This window comes from Streptomyces sp. 549, assembly GCF_030124175.1.
Taxonomy (GTDB): Bacteria; Actinomycetota; Actinomycetes; order Streptomycetales; family Streptomycetaceae; genus Streptomyces.
This window is the reverse complement of the sequence record NZ_JASKMT010000006.1, coordinates 178,868-205,248: the sequence shown is the minus strand read 5'-3', so window position 1 is coordinate 205,248 and position 26,381 is coordinate 178,868. Positions and strand designations below refer to the sequence as shown.

23 protein-coding genes are annotated in these 26,381 nt (G+C 73.3%); 16 read left to right on the top strand and 7 right to left on the bottom strand.

Annotated elements, in window-relative coordinates:
- The first annotated feature begins 111 nt into the window (after nt 1–111).
- From QNO07_RS10330 to QNO07_RS10295, 8 genes are all read left to right on the top strand, one after another.
- On the top strand, nt 112–1,032 hold the full coding sequence (locus tag QNO07_RS10330; protein ID WP_283991447.1) for an FAD binding domain-containing protein: 921 nt from the start codon (nt 112–114) through the stop codon (nt 1,030–1,032).
- A complete protein-coding gene (locus QNO07_RS10325) occupies nt 1,029–2,318 on the top strand; it encodes a 2Fe-2S iron-sulfur cluster-binding protein (RefSeq protein ID WP_283991446.1) in 1,290 nt (429 codons plus the stop codon). The genes QNO07_RS10330 and QNO07_RS10325 overlap by 4 nt, the downstream gene beginning before the upstream one ends.
- A complete protein-coding gene (locus tag QNO07_RS10320) occupies nt 2,315–4,630 on the top strand; it encodes a xanthine dehydrogenase family protein molybdopterin-binding subunit (RefSeq protein ID WP_502961810.1) in 2,316 nt (771 codons plus the stop codon). Before QNO07_RS10325 ends, QNO07_RS10320 begins: the two co-directional genes overlap by 4 nt.
- 67 nt (nt 4,631–4,697) lie before the next feature.
- Nucleotides 4,698–4,898: a CopG family transcriptional regulator gene (locus QNO07_RS10315; protein WP_283991444.1), complete on the top strand. Its 201-nt coding sequence runs from the start codon at nt 4,698–4,700 to the stop codon at nt 4,896–4,898.
- Nucleotides 4,895–5,287 carry a type II toxin-antitoxin system death-on-curing family toxin gene (locus tag QNO07_RS10310; protein WP_283991443.1) on the top strand — a complete coding sequence of 131 codons (393 nt, stop codon included), beginning with the start codon at nt 4,895–4,897 and terminating at the stop codon, nt 5,285–5,287. Before QNO07_RS10315 ends, QNO07_RS10310 begins: the two co-directional genes overlap by 4 nt.
- Nucleotides 5,288–5,392: 105 nt before the next feature.
- Nucleotides 5,393–7,180: a DEAD/DEAH box helicase gene (locus tag QNO07_RS10305; protein WP_283991442.1), complete on the top strand. Its 1,788-nt coding sequence runs from the start codon at nt 5,393–5,395 to the stop codon at nt 7,178–7,180.
- Nucleotides 7,181–7,529: 349 nt separating this feature from the next.
- Nucleotides 7,530–8,174 carry an IclR family transcriptional regulator gene (locus QNO07_RS10300; protein WP_283991441.1) on the top strand — a complete coding sequence of 215 codons (645 nt, stop codon included), beginning with the start codon at nt 7,530–7,532 and terminating at the stop codon, nt 8,172–8,174.
- A 63-nt stretch (nt 8,175–8,237) separates the two neighbouring features.
- Nucleotides 8,238–9,041, top strand: coding sequence for a S16 family serine protease (locus QNO07_RS10295; protein ID WP_283991440.1), 804 nt, complete (start codon nt 8,238–8,240; stop codon nt 9,039–9,041).
- 34 nt (nt 9,042–9,075) lie between these two features.
- Here QNO07_RS10295 and QNO07_RS10290 read toward each other — a convergent pair whose 3' ends face one another.
- Complete coding sequence (locus QNO07_RS10290; protein WP_283991439.1) at nt 9,076–9,552, bottom strand: Lrp/AsnC family transcriptional regulator; 477 nt, start codon at nt 9,550–9,552, stop codon at nt 9,076–9,078.
- 136 nt (nt 9,553–9,688) lie between these two features.
- Between QNO07_RS10290 and hppD the strand changes: the two genes are divergently transcribed.
- A complete protein-coding gene (hppD, locus tag QNO07_RS10285; protein WP_283991437.1) occupies nt 9,689–10,831 on the top strand; it encodes a 4-hydroxyphenylpyruvate dioxygenase in 1,143 nt (380 codons plus the stop codon).
- Between the two features lie 211 nt (nt 10,832–11,042).
- A complete protein-coding gene (locus QNO07_RS10280) occupies nt 11,043–11,867 on the top strand; it encodes a sulfite exporter TauE/SafE family protein (RefSeq protein WP_283991436.1) in 825 nt (274 codons plus the stop codon).
- On the opposite strand, the gene QNO07_RS10275 is transcribed toward QNO07_RS10280, so the two are convergent.
- Both QNO07_RS10275 and QNO07_RS10270 read right to left on the bottom strand, forming a co-directional pair.
- Nucleotides 11,858–13,156 carry an MFS transporter gene (locus tag QNO07_RS10275; RefSeq protein ID WP_502961811.1) on the bottom strand — a complete coding sequence of 433 codons (1,299 nt, stop codon included), beginning with the start codon at nt 13,154–13,156 and terminating at the stop codon, nt 11,858–11,860. The two genes, QNO07_RS10280 and QNO07_RS10275, sit on opposite strands and share 10 nt — an antisense overlap.
- A gap of 117 nt (nt 13,157–13,273) precedes the next feature.
- Complete coding sequence (locus QNO07_RS10270) at nt 13,274–14,776, bottom strand: SulP family inorganic anion transporter (protein WP_283991433.1); 1,503 nt, start codon at nt 14,774–14,776, stop codon at nt 13,274–13,276.
- Between the two features lie 406 nt (nt 14,777–15,182).
- Here QNO07_RS10270 and QNO07_RS10265 point away from each other — a divergent pair, with 406 nt between their 5' ends.
- Entirely contained in the window at nt 15,183–15,581 is a 399-nt protein-coding gene (locus QNO07_RS10265) for a MerR family transcriptional regulator (RefSeq protein ID WP_283991432.1), read from the top strand.
- Nucleotides 15,582–15,648: 67 nt separating this feature from the next.
- On the opposite strand, the gene QNO07_RS10260 is transcribed toward QNO07_RS10265, so the two are convergent.
- Nucleotides 15,649–16,539, bottom strand: a complete 891-nt coding sequence (locus QNO07_RS10260; RefSeq protein ID WP_283991431.1) for a hypothetical protein — start codon at nt 16,537–16,539, stop codon at nt 15,649–15,651.
- Between the two features lie 355 nt (nt 16,540–16,894).
- On the opposite strand from QNO07_RS10260, the gene QNO07_RS10255 reads away from it, so the two are divergent.
- Nucleotides 16,895–18,262 carry an FAD-binding oxidoreductase gene (locus tag QNO07_RS10255; protein ID WP_283991430.1) on the top strand — a complete coding sequence of 456 codons (1,368 nt, stop codon included), beginning with the start codon at nt 16,895–16,897 and terminating at the stop codon, nt 18,260–18,262.
- 149 nt (nt 18,263–18,411) lie between these two features.
- Here QNO07_RS10255 and QNO07_RS10250 read toward each other — a convergent pair whose 3' ends face one another.
- Nucleotides 18,412–18,888 (bottom strand): SsgA family sporulation/cell division regulator, encoded by a 477-nt coding sequence (locus QNO07_RS10250; RefSeq protein WP_283991429.1) that lies wholly within the window; start codon nt 18,886–18,888, stop codon nt 18,412–18,414.
- A 326-nt stretch (nt 18,889–19,214) separates the two neighbouring features.
- Here QNO07_RS10250 and QNO07_RS10245 point away from each other — a divergent pair, with 326 nt between their 5' ends.
- Together QNO07_RS10245 and QNO07_RS10240 are read left to right on the top strand one after the other, a co-directional pair.
- Nucleotides 19,215–20,873 (top strand): RDD family protein, encoded by a 1,659-nt coding sequence (locus QNO07_RS10245; RefSeq protein ID WP_283991428.1) that lies wholly within the window; start codon nt 19,215–19,217, stop codon nt 20,871–20,873.
- Between the two features lie 133 nt (nt 20,874–21,006).
- Nucleotides 21,007–21,738 (top strand): RDD family protein, encoded by a 732-nt coding sequence (locus tag QNO07_RS10240; RefSeq protein ID WP_283991427.1) that lies wholly within the window; start codon nt 21,007–21,009, stop codon nt 21,736–21,738.
- 159 nt (nt 21,739–21,897) lie between these two features.
- Here QNO07_RS10240 and QNO07_RS10235 read toward each other — a convergent pair whose 3' ends face one another.
- Complete coding sequence (locus QNO07_RS10235; protein ID WP_283991426.1) at nt 21,898–22,200, bottom strand: hypothetical protein; 303 nt, start codon at nt 22,198–22,200, stop codon at nt 21,898–21,900.
- 534 nt (nt 22,201–22,734) lie between these two features.
- Between QNO07_RS10235 and QNO07_RS10230 the strand changes: the two genes are divergently transcribed.
- Both QNO07_RS10230 and QNO07_RS10225 read left to right on the top strand, forming a co-directional pair.
- Nucleotides 22,735–25,146 carry an immune inhibitor A domain-containing protein gene (locus QNO07_RS10230; protein ID WP_283991425.1) on the top strand — a complete coding sequence of 804 codons (2,412 nt, stop codon included), beginning with the start codon at nt 22,735–22,737 and terminating at the stop codon, nt 25,144–25,146.
- 143 nt (nt 25,147–25,289) lie between these two features.
- Entirely contained in the window at nt 25,290–25,598 is a 309-nt protein-coding gene (locus QNO07_RS10225; protein WP_283991424.1) for a hypothetical protein, read from the top strand.
- 138 nt (nt 25,599–25,736) lie between these two features.
- On the opposite strand, the gene QNO07_RS10220 is transcribed toward QNO07_RS10225, so the two are convergent.
- Nucleotides 25,737–26,321 (bottom strand): isochorismatase family protein, encoded by a 585-nt coding sequence (locus QNO07_RS10220; RefSeq protein ID WP_283991423.1) that lies wholly within the window; start codon nt 26,319–26,321, stop codon nt 25,737–25,739.
- Nucleotides 26,322–26,381: the final 60 nt, after the last annotated feature.

The window sequence follows — 26,381 nt, the reverse complement described above, 5'->3', positions numbered from 1 at the left end:
CCGGACCCTCGCGTCGCAGCGGCCGTGAGATGTGCCAGAGTTGCCACGTCCGGGTCCTCAGCACGTACCGTACGGCTGGGCACCGGGACGACCGGGGAAGGGGCAGCTGGAGTGAGCACGCACGCACCGCACGGCCCGGGGACGGCGGGGGCCGTCACCCTGCCGGCCACGCTCGACGAGGCCGTGGCCGCGCTCGCCGCCATGCCCGCGGCGGTGCCGGTGGCCGGCGGTACCGACCTGATGGTCGCGGTGAACTCCGGGCGGCTGCGCCCCGCCGCGCTGGTGGGACTCGGCCGCATCAGCGAGATCCGCGGCTGGGAGTACCAGGACCGGCACGGCCTGCTCGGCGCCGGGCTGACGCTCGCCCGGATGGGCCGCCCCGACTTCGCCGCCCTCTTCCCGGCGCTGGCCGCCGCCGCCCGCTCCGCAGGACCGCCGCAGGTGCGCAACGCCGGCACCCTGGGCGGCAACGTGGCGAGCGCCGCCCCGGCCGGCGACACCCTGCCGGTGCTGGCCGCGCTCGAAGCCGTGCTGCTGGTCGCCGGACCGGCGGGAACCCGCCGCGAGATCCCCGTCGGCCACCTGCTCGCGGGCGTGGAGATGCTGCAGCCCGGCGAGGTCATCGGCCACCTGCGCGTCCCGCTGCTGCACGCACCGCAGACCTTCATCAAGGCCACCGGCCGGACCGGCCCCAGCCGGGCCATCGCCTCCGCCGCGGTGGTGCTCGACCCGGCCCGCCGCGGGGTGCGGTGCGCGATCGGCGCGGTCGCCCCCATGCCGCTGCGGCCCCTGGAGGCGGAGAACTGGGTGGCGTCGCTGATCGACTGGTCGGTGGTCTCCGAGCGCGGTGCGACCGCGCTCGCCCCGGAGGCACTGCACGCTTTTGGAGAGTATGTCGCGATGGCCTGCATTCCCGACCCGGTGCCGGCCGAAGCCGGGGCCGACGCTCCGGCACTTCCGCCCGCCGCCCTCCAGTTGCGGCGTACTGTGGCCGCACTGGCCCGCCGGGGACTGGGGAGGGCGCTCGCATGAGCAACGACCAGCAGCCGTCGCCGTCCACCCCGCCGACCGGCGGCTGGGGCGGCGAGTACGACGGTGACTCCACCGCCTTCATACAGCTTCCCGGGCCCGACTCCGCCGACGGCGAGACGCCGCTGGCCGCGCCCGGCACCGGCGCGGGCTGGGCCCCGCCGACGCTGGGCCCGCCGATGACCGCTGCGGCCTCCCTCGACCCCGCGTCCACCGGCCACTGGACCCTGCCCTTCGCCGACGCCGCCCCGGCCGACCCCGAACCGCCCGCGCCCACCACCCCGGCCGCCGCCATGGGCCAGGGCGCAGCCGCCGCGCTGGCCGGCTCGCACGAGGCCCGCGTGCAACCCGCCCCCGGCGCCCAGTGGCAGGACCACCACACCCCGCCCGCGGGCTCCGACCGTGCGGCCGACCACGGCTTCGCCGGGCACGGCGAAGCGGCCGGCCAGTGGCCGTCGCCCGCCGACCGGCACGGCGTCGACGACTCCGGCGAGTTCCCGGTGCCGCCCGGCCGCGGCGAGCCGGAGCACCACGGTCCGTACTCCGCCGACGGTCCGCACCCCTCCGCCGACGGCCCGCCCGAGCGCCCCGGCCACGACGCGGACCCCGCCGAGGGGCCCTCCCGCAGCGGCAGCCTCGCGGACGACGGCCCCGAGGACGGCGACTTCGACGCCGAACCGGACGGCGCCCTCGACGGGCGCCCCAGCGAACACCCGCACGCCTCCTACGTGCTGCACGTCAACGGCGCCGACCGGCCCGTCACCGACGCGTGGATCGGCGAGTCCCTGCTCTACGTGCTGCGGGAGCGGCTCGGCCTCGCCGGGGCCAAGGACGGCTGCTCGCAGGGCGAGTGCGGCGCCTGCTCGGTACAGGTCGACGGCCGCCTCGTCGCGTCCTGCCTGGTGCCCGGCGCCACCGCCGCCGGCGCGGAGATCCGCACCGTCGAGGGGCTCGGCGCCCCCGGTGCCCCCTCCGACGTGCAGCGCGCCCTCGCCGCCCGCGGCGGCGCGCAGTGCGGCTTCTGCGTGCCCGGCATGGCGATGACCGTGCACGACCTGCTCGAAGGCAACCACGCCCCCACCGAACTGGAGACGCGCAAGGCGCTCTGCGGCAACCTGTGCCGCTGCTCCGGCTACCGGGGCGTGCTGGAAGCGGTCCGCGAGGTCACCGCCGAACGGGCCGCCGCCGCGCAGCGGGCCGCGGCGGAGGCCGCCGAGGCGCACGGCGAGCACGGCGGTCCCCACATTCCCCAGCAGCCGGGCCCCGGTGACGAGGGAGGCGTGCAGTGACGTCCAGCGATGCCGCGACCACGACGCAGGTCGGAGGCTCCCCGCTTCCGCCGCCGGTGTCCGCCGAACCGCACGGCCTCGGCACCTCGCTCCGGCCGGCCGACGCCCAGGCCAAGGCCCAGGGCACCTTTCCGTACGCCGCGGACCTGTGGGCCGAGGGCCTGCTGTGGGCCGCCGTGCTGCGCGCACCGCACCCGCACGCCCGGATCGTGTCGGTCGACACCTCCGAGGCGGCGGCGATGCCCGGGGTGCGCGCCGTCATCACCCACGAGGACGTGCCCGGCGACGCCAACCACGGCCGCACCGCCGCCGACCGGCCCGCGTTCGCCCGTGACGTGGTCCGCCACTACGGCGAGCCGGTCGCCGCCGTCGCCGCCGACCACCCCGACACCGCGCGTCTGGCGGTCGCCGCGATCGCCGTCGAGTACGAGGTGCTGGAACCGGTCACCGACCCGGAGAAGTCCTTCGAGTCCGACCCCGTCCACCCCGACGGCAACCTCGTCCGCCACATCCCGCTGCGCTACGGCGACCCGGACGTCACCGGCGACGTCGTCGTGGAGGGCCTGTACCGCGTCGGCCGGCAGGACCCGGCGCCGATCGGCGCCGAGGCCGGACTCGCCGTCCCCCGGCCCGACGGCGGCGTGGAGATCTACACCGCCTGCACCGACCCGCACACCGACCGGGACCTCGCCGCCGCCTGCTTCGGCCTCACCCCCGACCAGGTGAAGATCGTCGTCACCGGCGTGCCCGGGGCGATGGCCGACCGCGAGGACCTCAGCATCCAGCTGCCGCTGGGGCTGCTGGCGATGCGCACCGGCTGCCCGGTGAAGCTCGCCGCCAACCGCGAGGAGTCCTTCCTCGGCCACGCCCACCGCCACCCCACGCTGCTGCGCTACCGCCACCACGCCGACGCCGAGGGCCGGCTGCTGAAGGTCGAGGCGCAGATCCTGATGGACGCCGGTGCGTACGCCGACGGCTCGTCCGAGGCGCTGGCCGCCGCCGTCGCCTTCGCCGCCGGGCCGTACGTGGTGCCGCACGCCGTCGTCGACGGCTGGGCTGTGCGCACCAACAACCCGCCGGCCGGGCACGTCCGCGGAGAGGGCGCACTCCAGGTGTGCGCCGCGTACGAGGGCCAGATGGACAAGCTCGCGCATCAACTGGGCATCGAGCCGGCCGAGCTGCGCGCCCGCAACGTGATGGGAACCGGCGACCTGCTGCCCACCGGGCAGACCGTCACCTGCCCGGCACCCGTCGCCGAACTGCTCGCCGCGGTCCGCGAGGCGCCGCTGCCCGCGCTGCCCAGCGAACTCCCCGAGGACGAGTGGCTGCTGCCCGGCGGACCCGAGGGCGCGGGCGAGCCGAGCGCCGTTCGGCGCGGGGTCGGCTACGCGCTCGGCATGGTCAACGTCCTCGGCGCGGAGGGCGCCGACGAGGTGTCCACCGCGACCGTCAAGGTCGACGGGCCGGTGGCCACCGTGCTGTGCGCCGCCGTCGACACCGGCCAGGGCTTCACCACGCTCGCCCGGCAGATCGTGCAGGAGACACTCGGCGTCGACGAGGTGTACGTCGCGCCCGTCGACACCGACCAGCCGCCCGCAGGCCCGGCCGCCAGGGGCCGGCACACCTGGGTGTCGGGCGGCGCCGTCGAGCGCGCCGCGAAGATGGTCAGGACGCAGCTGCTCCAGCCGCTGGCCGCGAAGTTCGGCATGTCCGCCGAACTGCTGTCCATCGCCGACGGCAAGATCACCTCCTACGACGGCGTGCTGTCCACCACCGTCGCGGAGGCGCTGGACGGCAAGGAGCTGTGGGCCACCGCGCAGTGCCGCCCGCACCCCACCGAGCCGCTGGACGACACCGGCCAGGGTGACGCCTTCGTCGGCATGGCGTTCGCCGCCGTGCGGGCCGTGGTCGACGTGGACGTCGAGCTGGGCACGGTACGGGTGGTGGAGCTGGCGCTCGCCCAGGACGTCGGCCGGGTGCTCAACCCGGAGCAGGTCCGGGCCCGGATCGAGGCCGGGCTGGTGCAGGGCATGGGCGCCGCGCTCTTCGAGCACCTGCGGGTCGCCAAGGGCGTCGTACGCCACCCCGACCTCACCGGCTACCCCCTGCCGACGTCGCTGGACGCGCCCGCGCTGCGCATCGTCAAGCTGGTCGAGGAGCGGGACGTCGTCGCCCCGTTCGGCGCGAAGTCGGTCAGCTCGGTGCCGGTGGTGGTCGCCCCGGCCGCCGTCGCCGCCGCAGTGCGCGCGGCCACCGGCCGCCCCGTCAACCGCCTCCCGATCCGCCCCCAGGCCGCCGTCGTCACCGGCTGACCCGGGGGCGGGCCCGCCCGCCACAATTCGGTACCACCGTGGGGTCAAGCGGTGGTGCCGTCGTGGTATGGCTATGAACCTGCGGTTGGACGACGACCGGACCGAGGCGCTCAGGACGCAGGCCGAGCGCGAGGGGCGCAGCATGCACGCCGTAGTGCTCCGAGCGGTGGACGACTACCTCGCCAAGAACGCCCGCGACGCCATGGTGCGAGAGGTGGCGTCGCAGGAGGCGGCGCGGTGGCGTGAGCTGATGGACCGGCTGAAGTGACCTACTTCTACCTTTCCGCGGAGGAAGTGCTCACCCCCGCCGAGTACGCCTGCGAGGGTCCGGTGGCGGTGCGCGACATCGGCCTGCTCGAATCGGCCGTGCACCGCCCCTCCGCCGCCATGTTCGGCCAGGAGGCCTACGCGGACCTCTTCGACAAGGCAGCCGCCCTGCTCCAGTCGCTCGCCGTCAACCGCCCGCTCGTGGACGGCAACAAGCGCACGGCGTGGCTGTCCTGCGTCACGTTCCTGCGTCTGAACGGTGAGACGCTGCGGGTGGACACCGACGCCGCCGAGCGGCTTGTCATCTCGGTGGCCACCGGCGGCCTCGACGAGGTCAAGCCGATCGCCGAGGAACTGCGCCGCCTGCGGGAGGGCGGTGGCGGGGTGTGACGCACGCCGCACTTGGCGGGCGTTGGCGGCGTCCGCCGGGGGCGGGTGCGGCAGCACCGGTAGGCTGACGCGGTTGCCGATCGCCGACCCAGCCCGACGGAGACCGTGACTACCACCACCTCCTCCCATCACCTGTCCCCGGCCTTCCCCGGACGTGCCCCCTGGGGCACCGCGGGCAAGCTGCGCGCCTGGCAGCAGGCCGCGATGGACCAGTACCTGGAGAAGCAGCCCAGGGACTTCCTCGCGGTGGCCACCCCGGGCGCGGGCAAGACCACCTTCGCGCTCACCCTGGCGTCCTGGCTGCTGCACCACCACGTGGTGCAGCAGGTCACCGTGGTCGCGCCTACCGAGCACCTGAAGAAGCAGTGGGCCGAGGCCGCCGCCCGGATAGGGATCAAGCTCGACCCGGGGTACAGCGCCGGTCCGGTCGGCAAGGAGTACCACGGCGTCGCCGTGACGTACGCCGGTGTCGGGGTGCGGCCGATGCTGCACCGCAACCGCTGCGAGCAGCGCAAGACGCTGGTGATCCTGGACGAGATCCACCACGCGGGCGACTCCAAGTCGTGGGGCGAGGCGTGCGCGGAGGCGTTCGACCCGGCGACCCGGCGGCTGACGCTTACCGGCACCCCGTTCCGGTCCGACACCAACCCGATCCCCTATGTGACGTACGCGGAGGGCTCGGACGGCATCCGCCGGTCCGTCGCGGACTTCACCTACGGCTACGGGCACGCGCTCGGGGACGGCGTGGTCCGGCCGGTGATCTTCCTGTCCTACAGCGGCAGCATGCGCTGGCGGACGAAGGCCGGTGACGAGATCGCCGCCCGGCTGGGTGAGCCGATGACCAAGGACGCCGTCTCGCAGGCCTGGCGGACCGCGCTGGACCCGCGCGGCGAGTGGATGCCCAGCGTGCTGCGGGCCGCCGACCGGCGGCTCACCGAGGTGCGCAAGGGCATCCCGGACGCCGGTGCGCTGGTCATCGCCAGCGACCAGGACTCCGCCCGCGCCTACGCCAAGCTGCTGCGCGAGATCACCGGCCGGTCCGCGACGGTGGTGCTGTCCGACGACACCGGCGCCTCGCAGCGGATCGAGGACTTCACCCACTCCGACGACCGCTGGATGGTCGCCGTCCGCATGGTGTCCGAGGGGGTGGACGTGCCGCGGCTGGCGGTCGGCGTCTACGCCACGACCATCTCCACGCCGCTGTTCTTCGCGCAGGCGGTGGGCCGCTTCGTGCGGTCCAGGCGGCGCGGCGAGACGGCGTCGGTGTTCCTGCCGACGATCCCCATGCTGATGGGCTTCGCCCACGAGATGGAGGTCGAGCGCGACCACGTCCTGGACAAGCCGAAGAAGGACAGCGAGGACGACCCGTACGCGGAGGAGGACGCGCTGCTCAAGGAGGCCGAGAAGCAGCAGGACGAGGACACCGGCGACGGTGACCAACTGCCCTTCGAGGCCCTGGAGTCGGACGCGGTCTTCGACCGGGTCATGTACGACGGCGCCGAGTTCGGCATGCAGGCGCACCCCGGCAGCGAGGAGGAGCAGGACTACCTCGGCATTCCCGGGCTGCTGGAGCCGGACCAGGTGCAGATGCTGCTGCAGAAGCGGCAGGCCAAGCAGATCGCGCACAGCCGCAAGCGCCCCGACACGGAGGCCGACCTGCTGGAGGTGCCGGCCGAGCGGCGGCCCGTCGTCACCCACAAGGAGCTGCTGGAGCTGCGCAAGCAGCTGAACTCCCTCGTGGGTGCCTACTCCCACCAGAGCGGCAAGCCGCACGGCGTGATCCACACCGAGCTGCGGCGGCTGTGCGGCGGTCCGCCGAGCGCCGAGGCGACCGCGGGGCAGCTCAAGCAGCGCATCGACAAGGTCCGGGAGTGGGCCACCCGCATGCGCTGACCGGCGGAAGCGCGACCGGGTGCGCCGACCGGCGCACCGTCCGCGTGGTTCTGCACGCCGGGAGTGCCCGGAAGCTGACTGCGCGCCCCGGGCAAACACTCGCAAAGCGGACGGCTTTGCCGAGATATTGCCCGGATTCTGGACGTGGTCTTCCGGTGAGCGGTGCCGATCGCTAGGTTTCCGGTCACGCACACGCCCCGTGGCAGCGCCGCCCCGGAGCGCAGCCGGTGCGGCCTGCCAGCGCGGCCGGTGGCCTTCTCTGCGCATGCTGCCCGGCGGGACCGGCACTGCATGCGCGACCCTGCTTCACCCGAAGACCGCCGCCGCCACTCACACGAGGAGGGGCGTCGTGACCGCGGAGACATCTCAGACGCTCGACCGGGGACTTCGCGTCCTGAAACTGCTTGCCGACACCGACCACGGGCTGACCGTGACCGAGCTGTCCAACAAACTCGGGGTCAACCGGACCGTCATCTACCGCCTGCTCGCCACGCTGGAGCAGCACTCCCTGATACGCCGCGACCTCGGCGGCCGGGCCCGGGTCGGCCTCGGCGTGCTGCGCCTGGGCAGGCAGGTCCACCCGCTGGTCAGGGAGGCCGCGCTGCCCGCGCTGCGCTCGCTCGCGGAGGAGGTGGGCGCGACCGCCCACCTCACGCTCGTCGACGGCAACGAGGCGCTGGCGGTCGCCGTGGTCGAGCCCAGCTGGACGGACTACCACGTCGCCTACCGCACCGGGTTCCGCCACCCGCTCGACCGGGGCGCCGCCGGCCGGGCCATCCTCGCCGGCCGCCGCCCCGACGACGAACTGGACACCGGCTTCGTGCTCACCCGCGGCGAGTTGGAGGCCGGCGCCTGCGGCGCCGCCGCGCCCCTGCTCGGGGTCGGCGGCATCGAGGGCAGCGTCGGCGTGGTGATGCTCGCCGAGTCGGTGCCCGAGCAGGTCGGCCACCGGGTGGTCGCCGCCGCCACGGAGGTCGCCGACGCGCTGAGCTGAGCGGCGCGCGGCGGGGCCGAGGCGGGTGCGGCCCGGCGGGCGGCCGTGCTCTAGATTGCACGGGTGACCTCCTCTCCCCGCCTCCGCCGCGGCCCGGCCCTGGCCGTCTGCGCCGCGCTGGTCGCCGCCCTGCTCGCCGTCGCCGCGCTCGTCCCGCTGCCGTACGCGGTGGCGCAGCCGGGGATCACCACCGACGTGCTCGGGGAGGACCGCGGCCGGCCCGTGATCACGGTCACCGACGCCGACGGCGGCGACGGACGCACCTCCGAGGGCGAGCTGCTGATGACCACCATCGCGGCGACCGGCCCGGACGACCCGGTGCGGCTGCCCGCGGTGGTCCGCGGCTGGTTCTCCGGGCAGCGGGCCGTGATGCCGCTCGACGCGGTGTACCCGGTCGGCGGCAACGTCGACGAGATCCGCCGGCACAACACCGCCGAGATGCGGCGCTCCCAGGACTCCGCGGTCCAGGCCGCGCTGCGCCGCCTGGAGCTGTCACCCGACGAGGTGGAGGTGCGGCTGCGCCTGGAGGACGTCGGCGGGCCGAGTGCCGGGCTGATGTTCACCCTGGGTGTCATCGACAAGCTGGAGGGCGACGGCAGCGGCGGTGACCTCACGGGAGGCCGGACCGTCGCCGGTACCGGCACCATCAAGGCAGACGGCACGGTCGGGCCGGTGGGCGGTGTGCCGCTGAAGACGCAGGCCGCCCGCCGGGACGGTGCCACGGTGTTCCTGGTGCCGGAGGCGGAGTGCGCCGACGCGGGCGCGCAACTGCACGAGGGGCTGCGGCTGGTGCCCGTCACCACGCTGGGCGGCGCGCTCGACGCGCTCGCCGCCCTGCGCGACGGCGGCCCCGTCCCCACCTGCTGACGGACGGGGTCGAAGCGGGCCGCGACAGGTGCCCTCAGCCGCCTGTGCCGCGGGACGCCTGCCGCACCAGCGGGACGATGCGCAGCGGCACCGGGTTCTCCATCACGATCGCCGTCGAAGCCCGCATGATGCCGTCGAAGCCCACCACCCGGTCGATGACCCGCTGGAGGTCCCCGTTGGACCGGGCCACCAGGCGGCACAGCATGTCGCCGTGCCCGGTGATGGTGTGCAGCTCCAGCACCTCCGGCACCGTCGCCAGGTGCGCCCGCACGTCCGCGCCCTGACCCTGCTTGATCTCCAGCGTGGCGAACGCCGTCACCGGGTAGCCCAGCGCCGCCGGGTCGACGTCCGGGCCGAAACCGCGGATCACCCCCGACGACCGGAGGCGGTCCAGCCGCGCCTGCACGGTGCCGCGGGCGACCTGCAACCGCCGTGACGCCTCCAGCACACCCACCCGCGGCTCCTCGGCGAGCAGCTCCAGCAGCCGGCCGTCCAGCTCGTCGATGCCCATGCGTGCCCTCTCCCGATGGTCGTTCCGGTGGTCATCCTGTGCAGATCGCCCGCTCCTACCGGCCATCTACTGAGCAGATTGTCCAGTGAATGCAAGAACTATTGCGCATCATGCCGTAGAGAGGGAGCCTGCGGACATGACTGAGACCCTTGAGACCACCCAGGCATCGCGGCAGGCCGACCCCTTCCCGGTGAAGGGCATGGACGCGGTCGTCTTCGCCGTGGGCAACGCCAAGCAGGCCGCGCACTACTACTCGACCGCCTTCGGCATGAAGCTCGTCGCCTACTCCGGACCGGAGAACGGCAGCCGCGAGACCGCCAGTTACGTCCTGGAGTCCGGCTCCGCGCGCTTCGTGCTGACCTCCGTCATCAAGGCCACCACCGACGCCGGGCGCTTCCTCGCCGAGCACGTGGCCGAGCACGGTGACGGCGTCGTCGACCTCGCCATCGAGGTGCCCGACGCACGCGCCGCCTACGCGCGTGCCGTCGCGCAGGGCGCCACCGGCCTCACCGAGCCGTACGAGCTGAAGGACGAGCACGGCACCGTCGTGCTCGCCGCCATCGCCACCTACGGCAAGACCCGCCACACCCTCGTCGACCGCTCCGGCTACGAGGGCCCGTACCTGCCGGGCTTCAGCGCCGTCGAGCCCATGGTCGCCCCGCCCGCCAAGCGCACCTTCCAGGCCGTCGACCACTGCGTCGGCAACGTCGAACTGGGCCGGATGAACGAGTGGGTGGCGTTCTACAACAAGGTCATGGGCTTCACCAACATGAAGGAGTTCGTCGGCGACGACATCGCCACCGAGTACTCCGCGCTGATGTCCAAGGTCGTCGCCGACGGCACCAAGAAGGTCAAGTTCCCGATCAACGAACCGGCCATCGCCAAGAAGAAGTCGCAGATCGACGAGTACCTGGAGTTCTACGGCGGCCCCGGCGTCCAGCACATCGCGCTCGCCACGAACGACATCGTCTCCACCGTGCGCACCATGCGGGCGGCCGGCGTGCAGTTCCTCGACGTGCCCGACTCCTACTACGAGACGCTCGGCGAGTGGGTCGGCGACACCCGGGTGCCGATCGACGAGCTGCGCGAGCTGAAGATCCTCGCCGACCGCGACGAGGACGGCTACCTGCTGCAGATCTTCACCAAGCCCGTCCAGGACCGGCCCACGGTGTTCTTCGAGATGATCGAGCGGCACGGCTCCATGGGCTTCGGCAAGGGCAACTTCAAGGCCCTGTTCGAGGCCATCGAGCGCGAGCAGGCCAAGCGCGGCAACCTCTGACCCGCCCGGGCGGCCCGCCGCCGCCCCACCCGACTCGCACCCCCGGTGGTCCGCCCCCGCCGGGGGTGCGGTGTGCGCGACTCCGACCGGGTTGCGTCGACGGTGTCGTCACGGCGGTTCGGACAAGTCCCGAGCGCCTGCCCGGTGCCATGCTCCGAAGCCGCGCCTGTTCCATGGCAGGCCGGGGCGGTGAGTGGCGAGAATGCGCGTCATGGCCACTGACCGGAACCTGGTCCCGACCCGCTCGACCCGTTCGACCCGTTCGATGCCCGAGGTGTTCGGCGCGGGAGCGGCGGTCGGCGTGCTGGGCGGGATGATCGGGCTGGGCGGCGCGGAGTTCCGCCTGCCGCTGCTGATCAGCCTCTTCGGGTTCGCCGCGCTCTCGGCAGTCATCCTGAACAAGGCGATGAGCCTGGTCGTCGTTCTGGTCGCGCTGCCCGCGCGGCTGGCAGTGGTCCCCGCCGCCGACCTGGCCGCGCGCTGGCCCGTCGCGGTCAACCTGCTGGCGGGCAGCCTGCTGGGGGCCTGGGTCGGGGCCACCTGGGCCGTGCGCATGCGCAGCGCCACCCTGTGCAGGGTGCTGGCGGCTCTGATGGTGCTCATGGCAGTGGCCTTGGTGGTCACGCACACCACCGCCGTGGACGCGCTCACCCTGCCGCTGTGGGCCCAGGTCCCCTGCGGGGTCGCTGCCGGGTTCGGTATCGGGGTGGTGGCGGCGATCATGGGGGTCGCCGGGGGCGAGCTGCTGATCCCGACGATCGTGCTGCTGTTCGGCGAGGACATCAAGACCGCGGGAAGCCTCTCGCTGCTGGTGTCGTTGCCGACGATGCTGGTCGCGTTCGCCCGCTACAGCCGGGACGGCAGTTTCGCTGTCCTCGGCGCGAACCTCCGCTTCGCCCTGCTCATGGCAGTGGGCTCAGTCGTCGGTGCGGTGCTGGGCGGGCTGCTCCTGGGAGTCTTCCCTGACCTGGTGCTCATGCCCGTGCTGGCCGTGATCCTGCTCGTCTCCGCGGTGAAGCTCGCCCGTCACGACTGATCCCGTACCTTTCGGACGGCGGGCTCGCGGGCGCACAGCACCAGGACGGCCGCGACCGCCGGCAGAACGGCGAACGCGAGCATCGCCGGGGCGTAGCTGCCGGTGAGATCCCGGCCCATCGCCACCGCAAGCGGCCCGAACGCGCTGGCCCCCACCGTGATGGTGTGGGCGCAACCGCGGATCGCCCCGAGGTGGGCGGTCCCGAAGTACCGCGGGAACGCGGCGGCCTCCACCGACCGCAGCACTCCGCCGGAGCCGCCGAGCAGGAACCCGAAGGCCAGCGCCGTCCAGCCGGGCTCCACGAAGCGCACGCACAGCACAGCCGCGGCGAGCACCGCCATGGCCGCCGTCAGCACCGCCTTGGGGGAGACGCGGTCGAGCAGCGCCCCGGCCGCGAAGCCGGCCAGCAGCGCGGCGAGGGTCTGCGGGAGGAAGTTGGCCGCGGCGGCGACCGGGCTCAGTCCGCGCTCGCCGAGCAGGGCGATCTGGTGGAAGTTGAGGCCCGTCACCAGCATGCTGCTGGCCGACAGGCACGCCGCGACCGCCCAGAACATGCCGCTGCGCAGCACCTGCCGCAGCGGCCAGCCCGCGGCTGTGTGGTCCTCCGCGCCGGGCGCGGGCGGCACGCCGTCCACGTGCTGGCCGATGTCCGCGGGCCGGTTGCGGATGCCCAGCAGGGCGATGGGCACCACCAGGGCCCAGATCAGCACACCCTCGACGGCCCAGGCCCGGCGCCAGCCGACGTCGGCGATCAGCACCTCGATCAGCAGGGGGGCCAGCGAGATGCCGGCGGCGCCGACGGCGCTGGTGAGGCCCAGGGCGAGCCCGCGTCGCCGGTCGAACCAGTAGGCGACCGTGGTGGTGGCCACCAGCGTGAGGGCGCCCTGGCCGGCCATGCGGACGCCCGCGAAGCCGGCGGTCAGGCCGACGATGCCGGAGGTGAAGGACAGCGCCAGCAGGACGGCGCCGAAGACCGCGCCGACCACGGCCATCACCGCGCGGGGGCCGTACCGGTCCACGCAGCGGCCGATCGACGGCATCGCGCACGCGCCCACCAGCGTGCCGGTGAGGTAGGCGGTGGAGACGGCCGTGCGGCTGATCCCGAGGTCGGCGATCATCGGGTCGACGAAGACGGAGATGCCCGCGGTCTGACCCGGTGCGGTCAGGGCCAGTGCCGCAGCGCTCAGGCCGACGATCCGCCACCCGGAGAACCGCCCGCCGGCGGCGGGCGGTTCTCCGCTCTGCCGGGCCTTCGCGGCCCGTGCGGCGGGGTCTGCCTGCGTACTCAGCGGTGCCTCCTGGTGCGACGCGGCCGGACGGGTCCGTCAGGGCAGAATGACCCGTCCGACCGCGGGTCGGGAAGACCGCCGGGACCCGCGAGGGGCGGGCGCCGGCGGTCGGCCGGTTCAGTGTCCGGCGGTGAGTTGTCCGGCGAGTTTGTCGTGCATCTCGGCGCTGACCTTGTTGAGGCCGATGATGGTGACCTTCTTGCCGCGGGTGGCGTACTTGGTCTCGATGGCGTCGAGGGCGGCGACGGAGGAGGCGTCCCAGATGTGGGCGTCGGTGAGGTCGATGACGACGTCGTCGGGGTCGTCGCGGTAGTTGAACTGGTAGACGAGGTCGTTGGAGGAGGCGAAGAACAACTCCCCGGTGACGGCGTAGACGACCTGGTTGCCGTCGGGGTCGACCACACCGGAGACCTCGGCGAGGCGGGCGACGCGCTTGGCGAAGATGACCATGGCGGTGATGCAGCCGACGATGACGCCGATGGCGAGGTTGTGGGTGGCGACGACCACGACGACGGTGACGGTCATGACCACGGTCTCGCCCAGCGGCATGCGCCTGAGGGTCTTGGGGTGGACGGAGTGCCAGTCGAAGGTGGCGAACGCGACCAGGATCATCACCGCGACGAGCGCGGCCATGGGGATGGTGGAGACGACGGGTCCGAAGACGACGACCAGGATCATCAGGAAGACGCCGGAGAGGAAGGTGGACAGGCGGGTGCGGGCGCCGGAGGTCTTCACGTTGATCATGGTCTGGCCGATCATGGCGCAGCCGCCCATGCCGCCGAAGAAGCCGGTGATGACGTTGGCGACGCCCTGGCCGATGGACTCGCGGGTCTTGTTGGAGTGGGTGTCGGTGATGTCGTCGACGAGTTTCGCCGTCATCAGCGACTCCATCAGGCCGACCAGTGCGAAGGCGAACGCGTAGGGGGCGATGGTGGTGAGCGCGTCCAGGGTCAGGGGCATGTCGGGCAGGCCGGGGATGGGCAGCGAGGAGGGCAGCTCACCCTTGTCGCCGACGTTGGGCACGGCGATGCCGGCGGCCACGGTGATGACGGTGAGGGTGACGATGGAGACCAGGGGTGCGGGGACCACGGTGGTGATCTTCGGGAAGAACACCATCAGGGCGAGGCCGGCGACGACGAGCGGGTAGACCGCCCACGGCACGTCGCGCATCTCGGGGATCTGGGCCATGAAGATGAGGATGGCCAGGGCGTTGACGAAGCCGACCATGACCGAGCGGGGTACGAACCGCATCAGTTTGGCGACGCCGACGGCTCCCATGACGATCTGCATCAGGCCGCCCAGGATGACCGCGCCGATCAGGTAGCCCAGCCCGTACTGGTGGTTCAGGGGCGCGATGACCAGGGCCATCGCGCCGGTCGCGGCGGAGATCATGGCCTTGCGGCCACCGACGATGGAGATGACCACGGCCATCGTGAACGAGGCGAACAGGCCCACCGCCGGGTCGACACCGGCGATGATGGAGAACGAGATCGCCTCCGGGATCAACGCCAGCGCGACCACCAGGCCGGCCAGGACCTCGGTACGGAACACCTTCGGAGACGCCAGCCAGTCAGGCCGGGACAGACGCAGCCGGGAGGCCGCGGGCAGCGAGGAGGACATGCAACCGTTTCTGCTCAGGCGCACAGACACCGCTGCACGCACTTCGGGGCACGGCCCACACGGTGGTGGAACCGAAGGAGCGGGCGCACTCTCGATGGCGGCCCGCCGGGGCGGGGGCAGCGTCTCGGCTGCCGGTCGGGCATCATTGCCCGGAAGGCTGTGGGTGCCGCCGGGACCGGTTGCACGGTCCGCGCTGCGGCGGCCCACGCGGCTGCGTGTACAGCGCGGTGAGCCACGTAAAACTCTACCCTGACGTGAGGGTCGAATGCGCGGTCGGAACGGTGAATACCAGGTAAAGGAACGCCGTGGCCTGGTGATTAACGTCACGTACTGGACCGCTGTTCGGACTCGCAGGCGTCCCCGCCGGGTGGACCCACCCACCACACGACCGAGGAGAGCGACCGGGATGGCGGAACGCCAGATGCAGATCGGCGAGGTGGCCGAGCGTACCGGCCTGTCGCTGCGCACCATCCGCCACTACGAGGACGTCGGCCTCGTCACTCCGAGCGCCCGCAGCAAGGGAGGTTTCCGGCTCTACGACGAGGCCGACATCGAACGCCTCCGGGTCGTGCGCCAGATGAAGCCGCTGGACCTCTCCCTGGACGAGATGCGGGACCTGCTGGAGGTCGCCGACGCACTGCAGGCGTCGGACGGGGACGACCCGGCAGAGCGGGAGCGGCTGCGGCAGCGGCTCGACGCGTACCGGGAGGTGGCCGAGGCGCGATGCGCCTCCCTGCGGGCCTCGCTGGCAGCGGCGGAGGACTTCGCCCGCACGCTGCGGAAGCGCCTGGACGCCGCAGGCTGAGACGCCGCACCCGCGCAACTCTCCGCCCCGCGTCTCCCTGTGTGCAGGGGGCGTCCTGCCCCCTGCCTCAGTCCGGACGCAGGTGCGCGGCCGGGTCGGAGGCCAGCCAGCCCCGGGCACCCCAGAAGTCCACCGCGCGGCACAGGGTGTCGAGGGCGCGGCTGCGGGCGGCGGCCTGCCGGTCGGGCCAGCGGTCGGCAGCCCAGGTGGCGAGGTCGGCGGCGGCCTGCCGCTCCTCCAGTACCGACAGCCGGCTGGCCGACCCCAGGTGCGTGCCGAGCAGGAGCAGCGCGGTGTGGTCGACATCCCCCGACGACTCGGTCAGGAACGCCTGGATCGCCTGCCGGACGGTCGGCACCGCACCGGCGGGCGGCCTGGTCCCCGGCCTGCGCGCGGGTGGACCGCCGGGCTGCCGAGTCGCCCCGCCGCCCGTCGGCCGGGTCGCCCCGGTCGCGCCCGCCGCCGGGGGTTGCGCGGCCTGCGCGGCCTGCGCGGCCTGCGGGGTCTTCGGCGTCTTCGAGGGCGGGGCGGGCTGCGGCTCGGCCGGGGCGGACCGGGTGCGGGGGCCGGGCCGGGCCGGTGCGTCCGCCGGGCGGGCCGGGCCGGTCGCGGGCGGCCGGGTGTCCGGTGACGCGTCCCGCAGGGCGGCCGCCACATAGGTGTGGGGGAGCGGCACGTTGTCGGCGATGGACGTCCGCAGCGCCGCGGCGTCGCAGACCCGGCACAGCGGTACCTGCTGCCAGCCGATGATGGACAGCTGGGTGCCCCGGGAATGACGTGTCATCGCCTGCGGGCGCTCGACGAGATCGCCGCCGCCGCAGGTCGCGCAGCGCGGACCGCCGCGCAGCCAGTGCGCACCGCAACTGCCGCAGGTGATCCGGATGTCGCCGGCCTCCGGCGCGCCCCGCAGGTCGTCGGTCTCGCCGCAGGAGGAACACTCCACGGGGGAGGATGCCACGGGTTCTCCTGACGTCGGTCCTCGGGGCGGTCGCCGCAACTGCCGCGGTCCGGTCCGGAGTCGGGGCGAGACCGGATCGGGATGCGGCAGCGACGTGCACCTGTGGTGCACTACAAACCTACCCTCTCGTTAGGGTAGGTTCGTGGTCGCAGGGTTCGAGGGCAGGCCCCCGTGCTGCCTTCGTCGCCCGGTGGCGCCATCCCTTCCGACATGGCGCCACCGCCCTGCGCCCCGGGGCGGCGCCACCTGCTCCCTGCAACCGCCCGTGCACCGGGCAGGGCGGCGGGCCGCCCCGGCGGTCGCACCCCCGGCGCGCACTGTTGTCCGGCCCGGCGGCGGGTGCCAGGGTGGGGAGATGGGCGCAACGATCGCACAGCTCAAGGACGGGCTACCGGCCGACGCGGTCCTCACCGACCCCGACGTCATGGCCGCCTACACCCACGACATGGCCGGCTTCTGCGAGGCCGGAACCCCCGTGGCGGTGGTCCTGCCGCGCACCGTCGAAGAGGTGCAGCACGTCATGCGGACGGCCACCGCGACCCGCACCCCCGTCGTCCCCCAGGGCGCCCGCACCGGCCTGTCCGGCGCCGCCAACGCCACCGACGGCTGCATCGTGCTGTCGCTGCTGCGCATGGACCGCATCCTGGAGGTCAACGCCGTCGACCGGATCGCCGTCGTCGAACCGGGAGTGGTCAACGCCGCGCTGTCCCGGGCCGTGGCCGAGGTCGGCCTGTCCTACCCGCCCGACCCCTCCAGCTGGGAGGAGTGCACGATCGGCGGCAACATCGGCACCGCCTCCGGCGGGCTGTGCTGCGTCAAGTACGGAGTCACCGCCGAGTACGTGCTCGGCCTGGACGTGGTGCTCGCCGACGGGCGGCTGCTGACCACCGGGCGCCGCACCGCGAAAGGCGTCGCCGGATACGACCTGACCCGTCTGTTCGTCGGCTCCGAGGGCAGCCTGGGCGTCGTCGTGCGCGCCGTGCTGGCCCTGCGCCCCCGGCCGCCGCAACAGCTCGCGCTCGCCGCCGAGTTCCCCTCCGCCAAGGCCGCCGGCGACGCGGTCTGCCGCATCATGGAGGGCGGCCACACCCCCTCGCTGCTGGAACTCATGGACCGCACCACGTTGCGGGCCGTCAACCGGCTCACCCGCATGGGACTGCCCGAGACCACCGAGGCGCTGCTGCTCGCCGCCTTCGACACCGCCGACCCGGCCGCAGACCTGGCGGCCGTCGGTGCGCTGTGCGAGGCCGCCGGAGCCGTCCAGGTGGTGCCGGCCGAGGACGCCGCCGAGTCCGACCTGCTGCTCGCCGCACGGCGTTCCGCGCTGGTCGCCCTGGAAGCGGTCAAGGGCACCACGATGATCGACGACGTGTGCGTGCCGCGTTCCCGGTTGGCCGAGATGCTCGACGGCGTCGCCGCCATCGCCGCCCGGCACCGGCTGACCATCGGCGTCTGCGCGCACGCCGGCGACGGCAACACCCACCCGACGGTGTGCTTCGACGCCGCCGACCCCGACGAGGCCGCCCGCGCCCGGATCTCGTTCGACGAGATCATGGCCCTCGGGCTGGAGCTGGGCGGCACGATCACCGGCGAACACGGCGTCGGCCTGCTGAAGAAGGACTGGCTCGCCCGGGAACTGGGGCCCGTGGGAGTGGAGTTGCAACGCGGCGTCAAGCAGGTGTTCGACCCGCTGGGCCTTCTGAACCCGGGCAAACTGTTCTGACGACGTGACGACGTGACGACGTGACGACGTGACGACGTGACGACGTGACGACGTGACGACGTGACGGTGGGCGGACGCCGGCAGTCCGGAGTTCCCTCCGCCCGCTGACTGCCTTCTCGGTCCGCCCGGCCACCCGCCCGCCCGTGCACTCAGGCACCCTGGTCGCCGCCGCCCTCCTCGGTGCGTCCGCCGAACCGCGCGTCGTCACCACCCGCCGGCGCCAGCAGCGCGCCGATCGCCTTGTCGATGCCCAACTGCGCTCCCTCCGTGCCCGGCGCCACCACCCGCAGCGTGCGCTCCAGCCATGCCGACACGGGCGCCACCGGCGCCTGGAGCAGCGCGTCGCCGTCCGGCGAGCTGAGGGCCACGCACACCACGGTGCGGTCGTCGACCTTCGTCGGCCACACCCGCACGTCGCCGTGGCCGCTCGGCCGGAACACGCCCTCCACCAGCAGGTCCCGGGAGAACGTCCAGTGCACCGGGCTCGGCGAACCGATGTGGAAGGCGATGTGCACGGCGTAGGGGTCGTCGCTGCGGTAGCTCAGCCGGGCCGGCACGGCGATCCTCCGCTCCGGCGACAGCACCAGCCTCAGTTCCAGTTCCCTCTCCACAGCGGTGTGCGTCACGACCGGCCCCTTTCTTGTCCGTCTGCGCTCTCGGTCCGTGGTCTTCACGGCCCTGCACGGACAGAGAGCGCGCCGGCCGCGGATCCTTACGCGACTTCGCGACATTTCTTCCGCGGAGATTCCGGCGGCCTCCACGGGAGTCCGTCCGTCCGGCGAGGGGCGCGGTCACGCCAGCGGGCACGGGTTCGCCGGAACGTGGGGGCACCTCGCCGGACGGCCACGGGCGGTGCCCCGACTCTGGTAGATGTGGTCCCAGCCCTTCGAGGCGGCAGCCCGCGAAGAGCGACCCGACAGCACCTCGACCGACCAGATACGGGACCGGACAGATGAGCGCGCCTCCTTCAGGATCCGCCAACGGCACCACACCGGCCGGGTACTACCCGGACCCGTCCATTCCCGGTTACATCCGCTTCTGGGACGGCGCAGCCTGGGTCCCCGGAACCAGCCGTCCCGAGCCCCGCAGTGGGGAGCCGCTGCCGCAGCCGCCTCCCGGCGTCACCCTGCGCACCCCGCCGCGGGAGGAGACCGGGCCGGTCTTCTTCGACGAGGAACCGCAGGCCGCCTCGCCCGACATGAGCCCCGCGCCGCCGGCGCCGAGCCCGTCCGGCGGTGCCGACCGTGCCTCGCGGGCGGCCGGTGAGCCGGCTGCCGCGGACCCGCCCGCCGACCGCCCCGAGCCCGCCTCCGCCTGGCGGGCGGACGCCGACCGGCAGGGCGGCTTCGGCGGGGTCAGCGACCGCCGCGTCTCCTGGGGTTCCGCGGCGCCCGAGCCGCGCGGCGAGTCCGCCGACCCGCGCGGCGGTTGGACCAGCCCGCCCGCACCCCGGCCCGCGTCCAGCACCCCCGGGTCGCGGGCCGCCGAGCCGCGGGCCGCCGCGCGTCCGGCCGGCCCGGCGGCCCTTCCGGCCGGCAGCAGCGGCAGCTCCGGTGACGGCGGTGCAGGCGGTACCGAGGGCGCCGACCGCCCCGCCGGGGCCGCGTCGGGCGGCGCGGCGGGCGCGCGGGAGCGCACCACCCGGATGCGCCGGGACGCCGACCGCCCGGCGTCTCCATCTCCGGCGGCCCCGGCGGCCCCGGCGGCCCAGACGTCCCAGGCGGACGCCGCCGGGTCCGTGCCGTCGCCCCGGCCCACTCCGGCGGCCCCCACCGGCCCGACCTCCTCCGCACCCGCCCCCGGCGGCCCGGCTGCCACCGCGTCCGCCGCTCCGGCTGCCCGCCCCGAGCCCGCGCCCGGCCCGGAACGCGCCGGGGCCGAGCCGCAGCCCGCTCCGACCGGCTGGGCCCAGCAGGTACGTGAACTCGCCGACCAGGCCCCCGCGCAGGGCGGGCGTGGCGGCGCCCCCGGCCGGTCCGGTCGCACCGCTCGCACCGCTCGCACCGCTCGCACCGGCCGCTCCGGACCCGGCGGGGAGGCACCTGCCGCCGATGGTCCGGTGACGCCCTGGAAGCCGCCGGTCGACGACCCGTTCCTGCGTTCCCTCACCGCGCAGGCCCGCCCCGCAGGGCTGGGCCGCCGGCTCGTGGCCCGGCTCATCGACTCGCTGGTGCCCGCCGCTGCCGCCGCCGCGGTCGCGGCACCGCTGCTGCCGCGCGCCACCGACCACATCCAGGCGAAGGTGGACGCGGCGGAACAGGCGGGCGTGACCCGGGAGATCTGGCTGCTGGACGCCACCACCGCGGGGTTCCTGGCCATGGTGCTCGGCACGCTGCTGATCGCCGGAGTGCTCTACGAGGCGCTGCCCACCGCCCGTTGGGGTTGCAGCCTCGGGAAGAAGCTGTGCGGCGTGCGGGTGCTCGACCTGGAGGCGCAGACCCCGCCCGGGTTCGGCGCCGCCCTGCTGCGGTGGCTGCTGCACGCGACCCTCGCGGTGCTTGTGGTCGGTGTCGTCAACATGGCCTGGTGCCTCTTCGACAGGCCCTGGCGCCAGTGCTGGCACGACAAGGCCGCCCGCACCTTCGTGGCCCGCGCCGGAACGGACGGCTGAGCGCGGCCCGTACCGGCCAGGCCTGTTCACCGCGTCCGACGCGCCCGCCCGGACTGCCGGGCCAGCCGTTCGGCGGTCCCCCGAACGGCTGCCGCCGGATGCGGGGCGGGCCGCGGCGCGTTCCACTCGGGCCATGAGTACTGACCAGCCGCAGCCCGGTGCCGGTGGCGAGCCGCCGGAGCACGACCCGTTCCGCAAGCCGCCCCCGCCGGACACCCCCGGCGGGGACCCGTCCGGCTCGGACCCCTACGCCAGCCCGCCGCCCGGCGGCGACCCGTACGGAAGCCAGCCGCCCCCGGCGGGAGGCGGAGGCTACGGCCAGGGCCCCTACGGCTCGGCACCGCCCCCGCCCTACGGCTACGGGCAGAATCCGTACGGCGGCGCCCACGGAGCGACGGACCCGGTTGCGGGCATGCCGCCGCTCGCCTCCCGGGGCCGACGACTGCTCGCGCGCATCGTGGACGGCATCATCGTCGGAGTCCCGCTGATGCTCATCACTGCGCCGTTCACGGGCAGCTGGGAGTTCACCACGCAGGACGGTGCCGGGGTCGACTTCGGCGGCGGATATGTGCAGACCCTGCTGTACGCGCTGGTGTACTTCCTCTACGAGGGCTTCATGCTGACCACCCGCGGCCAGACGCTCGGCAAGATGCTGCTGAAGGTGCGCGTGGCGATGGTGGAGAACGGCGCGCTTCCCGCGGGCAATCCGGGCTGGGTGCGCGCGGCCGTCTACTCGCTGCCCGCCCTGGTGCCCTGCCTGGGCACGATCTTCTGGCTGGTCAACGTGCTCTTCTGCACCTGGGACAAGCCGTACCAGCAGTGCGTGCACGACAAGGTGGGCAAGACGGTCGTCGTCACCGCCTGACGGAGGCCCCGGCCTGGGCGCCTGCTGCCTGACGGAGAGCCGCTGTCCGACGGAAGCCGCCGTCGGGCAGCGGCAGCGTGAGGGCAGGGGTGTGCCGCCGAGCGGCCCGACGCCCGGCGGGCGGACGCGGGGCCGGTCACGGTCGGCCCCGCGCCAAGGTCACCTGCGGAACGACGGCTGGGGCACCCGTGCGCCGACGGCCGGGGCGCCGGAGGCGGGCGGCGCCGATCGCTGTTCGGGGATCGGCGGCACCGAACCGGCGACCGGCAGTCCCGTCGGGGCTGCCGTGCGCCGCCCGGCGGGGGCGAGCAGGGACACCAGCAGCCCGGCCACCAGTGCGCCGCTGGCGATCAGCACGGTTGTCGTGCCGGACTGGGCCTGTGTCAGGAGCAGCAGCAGGAGCGTCGTGAGCGTGACGGTCGCTGAGCCGTAGACGAGCTGTGCGAGAGTCGGACGCGGCATGGCGGGATCCGTCCTCAGGGGGGTCAGATACGTAGGGTCGTTCGGTCACGTCGCTTGCCGCCGAACGACCCTACGTTGCGAGATGCCCGAGAGGAACGCTCAGTAAGCGTGACCTGACCCACGGCGCCGCAGCACGAGGGGCGCACGCGTCACATGCCACCGGCGCATGGCGTCCGCGCGCCGCTCCGCCCGCCGCGCCGCAGCGGGCCATGGCCACAACGCGCTTGTATGCGCGCCGAGTTGGGCGCGGAGGCGGGTGGACGGCCGGTCGGGGGCGCGGTGGCAGGGCGATGACCTGCGTGTCCGGTGGGAAGCGGGGGGTGGTGGTGGGGGGTGGGGGCGGGGGAGTGACGCGGTCGGTCGGCGTTCCGGCGTGCCGCAGCGGGTCATGCCGAGAGTGCGCTATCACGCCAACCTTTCGGGCGCGCAACCTACTTGATTGACGTGTCTAAAACAAGGACTGTCTTTTCCTGCGTCACTCGGGTCGAATGCGTCCGTCAAGTCACCGTACTTGCAGGGGAGGACGTTGCACCCGTGACCACACCACGGAGATCCATAAGATCGCGTACCGCGGCTCTGGCCACCGCCGTCGCCGCGATGGGAGCAGCCGCGCTGCTGCCCGCCACCGCGGCGCAGGCGCAGGAGGCCGAGAACCGCCCCGTGCACCCGCAGGCCGAAGAGCCCGCGGCGAAGCACGACCACGACCACGGCGACGACCACGGCGACGACCACGCCGGCCACGACCACTCGGACCACAACCTTCCGGGCCCGCTCACCCATCAGCAGAACGCGCAGAAGCAGGCGGCGCTGCAGCAGTTGGCGTCCGGCAAGAAGCCCACGACCCGCAACGGGTCGAAGGTCATGCAGCTCGGCAAGGACAAGTTCGTCGAGATGGAGACGGTGAAGACCGACAAGATCTTCACCATCCTGATCGAGTTCGGCGACGAGATCGACCCCCGCTTCGGCGGGGACCGGGGCCCGCTGCACAACGAGATCGCCAAGCCCGACCGCAGCAAGGACAACACCACGCTGTGGAAGGAGGACTTCGACCGGGACCACTTCACCGACGTCTACTTCGGTGCCGGCGAGGACTCCCTGAAGACCTACTACGAGAAGCAGTCCTCGGGGAAGTACACCGTCGACGGCACCGTCTCCGACTGGGTCAAGGTCAAGTGGAACGAGGCGCGCTACGGCAACACCGCCTGCGGTTCCAACGTCTGCAACACCGTCTGGGACGCCGTGCGCGACGGCGTCAACCAGTGGGTCGAGGACCAGAAGGCGGCCGGCAAGACCACCAAGGAGATCAAGGAGACGCTTGCCGAGTACGACGTCTGGGACCGTTACGACCACGACGGTGACGGCGACTTCAACGAGCCCGACGGCTACCTCGACCACTTCCAGTTCGTGCACGCCGGTGAGGACGCCTCGGCCGGCGGCGGCGCGCAGGGCGACGACGCCATCTGGGCGCACCGCTGGTACGCCTACGGCACCGACTTCGGCCGCACCGGACCGGACTTCAACCGGGCCGGCGGCACCGAGATCGGTGACACCGGCATCTGGGTCGGCGACTACACCGTGCAGCCCGAGAACGGCGGCCTGGGCGTCTTCGCCCACGAGTACGCCCACGACCTGGGCCTGCCCGACCTCTACGACACCACCGGCACCGGCGAGTCGTCGGTCGCCTACTGGTCGCTGATGTCCTCCGGTTCGTGGCTGGGCAAGGGCAAGGACGCCATCGGTGACTCGGCCGGTGAGATGACCGCCTGGGACAAGCTGATGCTGGGCTGGCTGGACTACGACACGGCGAAGGCCGCGACGCTGTCCAAGCACACCCTGAGCGCCGCGGCGGAACCGGCGAAGAAGGGCAAGCGCAAGGACCCGCAGGCCCTGCTCGTCGAGCTGCCCGAGAAGGAGCTCAGCACCACCATCGTCAAGCCCGCCGCCGGTTCCAAGCAGTGGTGGAGCGGCATGGGCGACAACCTGCGCAACTCCCTGACCCGCTCGGTCGACCTGACGGGGAAGACCTCCGCGTCGCTCGACCTCAAGGGCTGGTGGGAGATCGAGGAGGGCTACGACTACCTCTACACGCAGGTCTCCACCGACGGCGGCACCACCTGGAAGGCCCTGGACGGCACCGCCGACGGCGAGCCCATCGGCCGGGACGCCAGCAACGCCCCCGCGCTGGACGGCGCTTCGGGCGGCTACGTCGACCTGTCGTACTCGCTGGACGCCTACGCGGGCCAGAAGATCGACCTGCGCTTCCACTACCGCACGGACGGCGGTGTCGCCGAACGCGGCTTCGCAGCCGACGAGATCGTCCTGACCGCCGACGGCAAGCCCATGCTGGAGGACGGCGCCGAGGACGGCGACGCAGGCTGGACGGCGAGCGGGTTCGAGCGCATCGGTGAGTCCTTCACCAAGACCTACCCGCAGTACTACCTCGCCGAGAACCGGCAGTACGTGTCCTACGACACGACCCTCAAGACCGGCCCGTACAACTTCGGTTTCGCCTCCACGCGGCCGAACTGGGTCGAGCACTTCCCGTACCAGACCGGCCTGCTGATCTGGCTGTGGGACACCTCGCAGACGGACAACAACGTCGGTGTGCACCCGGGTGAGGGCATGATCCTGCCGATCGACGCGCACGCCAAGCCGGAGAAGTGGTCCGACGGCGCCACGATGCGCAACCGCATCCAGGCGTACGACTCGCCGTTCAGCTGGTACCCGACCAAGGGCGTCACGCTGCACAAGGACGGCAAGCCGACGAAGATCAAGGCGAAGGCGGGCAAGCCCTTCTTCGACGACCGGACCGGTACCTACTGGTACGACTCCAACCCGACGGCCGGTGTGAAGGTGCCCAACACCAACACGCGGATCAGCATCGTCTCGCAGCCGCTCAACGGGAAGAAGATCACCGTTCTGGTGAGCCCGTCGAAGCTGCGCTGACCCTCCGCGGCGCTCCGCGTCGCGCGGGGTGACACCCCGGATACGGCACGTGATCGGCCGTCGCCCCTGGCGGGCGGCGGCCGATCGCGGTTTGATGCGTGTGCGAAGACCACGCACCACACGAGCGATCGGGGGACACACCCATGTCAGGAAGCGGTTACGCACGGCAGCCGGACGGCCAGGTCATCGTGGCGCTCTCGCTGCCCAGACCGGACGGCGGCGGCCCGCGGGTGCGTGTGCTGGTCCGGGCCCGCAACCGGCAGCGCGCCCTGACCCGGCTGCGCAACCTGGGGCTGCGAGCCGTCTACCTGCGCGGCAACACCGAACCGCCGACGCCCGACGAGGTCACCGCCGTCCTGCACCACCCCGAGGGCCTGGTCTGGCGGCCCGCACCGGCCGACGACACCGAGTTCTGGCACCCCATAGGCGCCCTGCTGCGCACCGCCGGCTGACCCGCCCCCTGACCCGCCCCGGGATCACCCCAGTCCGGCCGCCCCTGTTCGACCCCTGTCCGGCCGCGCGCCGGCTGGAAGCTCCCGGCCCGGCCCACCGCGCAGGCCCGCAGCCCGTTGCCCGTGGCGGACCCCGGGCTACACCACGGGCTTGCCGTGCAGCTGCACACCGGCGTCGCGCATGGCGGCCAGGGCCGCCTCGGTGGTGGCAGGCGACACCCCGGCGGTGAGTTCCAGCAGCACCTGCGTGCGGAAGCCCTCCCGGACGGCGTCCAGGGCGGTGGCCCGCACGCAGTGGTCGGTGGCGATACCGACGACGTCGACCTCGGTGACGTCCCGCTCGCGCAGCCAGTCGGCCAGTGACACGCCGTTCTCGTCGGCGCCCTCGAAGCCGCTGTAGGCCGCCGCGTGCGCGCCCTTGTCGAAGACGGCGTCCAGCGCGCCCGAGGCGACCGCTGGGGCGAAGTTCGGGTGGAACCCGGCGCCCTCCGTCCCGGCGACGCAGTGCGGCGGCCAGGAGTGCACGAAGTCGGGGTGGTCGGAGAAGTGGTCGCCGGGGGAGACGTGGTGGTCGCGGGTGGCGACCACGTGCCGGTACCCGGCTGCGGCGTCGCCGACGAGGTCGGTCACGGCGGCAGCCACGTCCGCGCCCCCGGTCACGGCGAGGCTGCCGCCCTCGCAGAAGTCGTTCTGCACGTCGACGACGATCAGTGCGCGGTGCATGCTGCACATCCTCTGCGGAGCGGAGTGGGGAGACGGCGCGGCGAACTTCGGTCAGCGTGT

Excerpts from the sequence above, each read along its gene's own strand:
- QNO07_RS10325 (WP_283991446.1), top strand. The coding sequence starts at position 1,029 with ATGAGCAACGACCAGCAGCCGTCGCCGTCCACCCCGCCGACCGGCGGC.
- QNO07_RS10315 (WP_283991444.1), top strand. The coding sequence starts at position 4,698 with ATGGCTATGAACCTGCGGTTGGACGACGACCGGACCGAGGCGCTCAGG.
- QNO07_RS10290 (WP_283991439.1), bottom strand. The coding sequence starts at position 9,552 with ATGGGCATCGACGAGCTGGACGGCCGGCTGCTGGAGCTGCTCGCCGAG.
- hppD (WP_283991437.1), top strand. The coding sequence starts at position 9,689 with ATGACTGAGACCCTTGAGACCACCCAGGCATCGCGGCAGGCCGACCCC.
- QNO07_RS10280 (WP_283991436.1), top strand. The coding sequence starts at position 11,043 with ATGGCCACTGACCGGAACCTGGTCCCGACCCGCTCGACCCGTTCGACC.
- QNO07_RS10270 (WP_283991433.1), bottom strand. The coding sequence starts at position 14,776 with ATGTCCTCCTCGCTGCCCGCGGCCTCCCGGCTGCGTCTGTCCCGGCCT.
- QNO07_RS10265 (WP_283991432.1), top strand. The coding sequence starts at position 15,183 with ATGGCGGAACGCCAGATGCAGATCGGCGAGGTGGCCGAGCGTACCGGC.
- QNO07_RS10255 (WP_283991430.1), top strand. The coding sequence starts at position 16,895 with ATGGGCGCAACGATCGCACAGCTCAAGGACGGGCTACCGGCCGACGCG.
- QNO07_RS10245 (WP_283991428.1), top strand. The coding sequence starts at position 19,215 with ATGAGCGCGCCTCCTTCAGGATCCGCCAACGGCACCACACCGGCCGGG.
- QNO07_RS10240 (WP_283991427.1), top strand. The coding sequence starts at position 21,007 with ATGAGTACTGACCAGCCGCAGCCCGGTGCCGGTGGCGAGCCGCCGGAG.
- QNO07_RS10235 (WP_283991426.1), bottom strand. The coding sequence starts at position 22,200 with ATGCCGCGTCCGACTCTCGCACAGCTCGTCTACGGCTCAGCGACCGTC.
- QNO07_RS10225 (WP_283991424.1), top strand. The coding sequence starts at position 25,290 with ATGTCAGGAAGCGGTTACGCACGGCAGCCGGACGGCCAGGTCATCGTG.
- QNO07_RS10220 (WP_283991423.1), bottom strand. The coding sequence starts at position 26,321 with ATGCACCGCGCACTGATCGTCGTCGACGTGCAGAACGACTTCTGCGAG.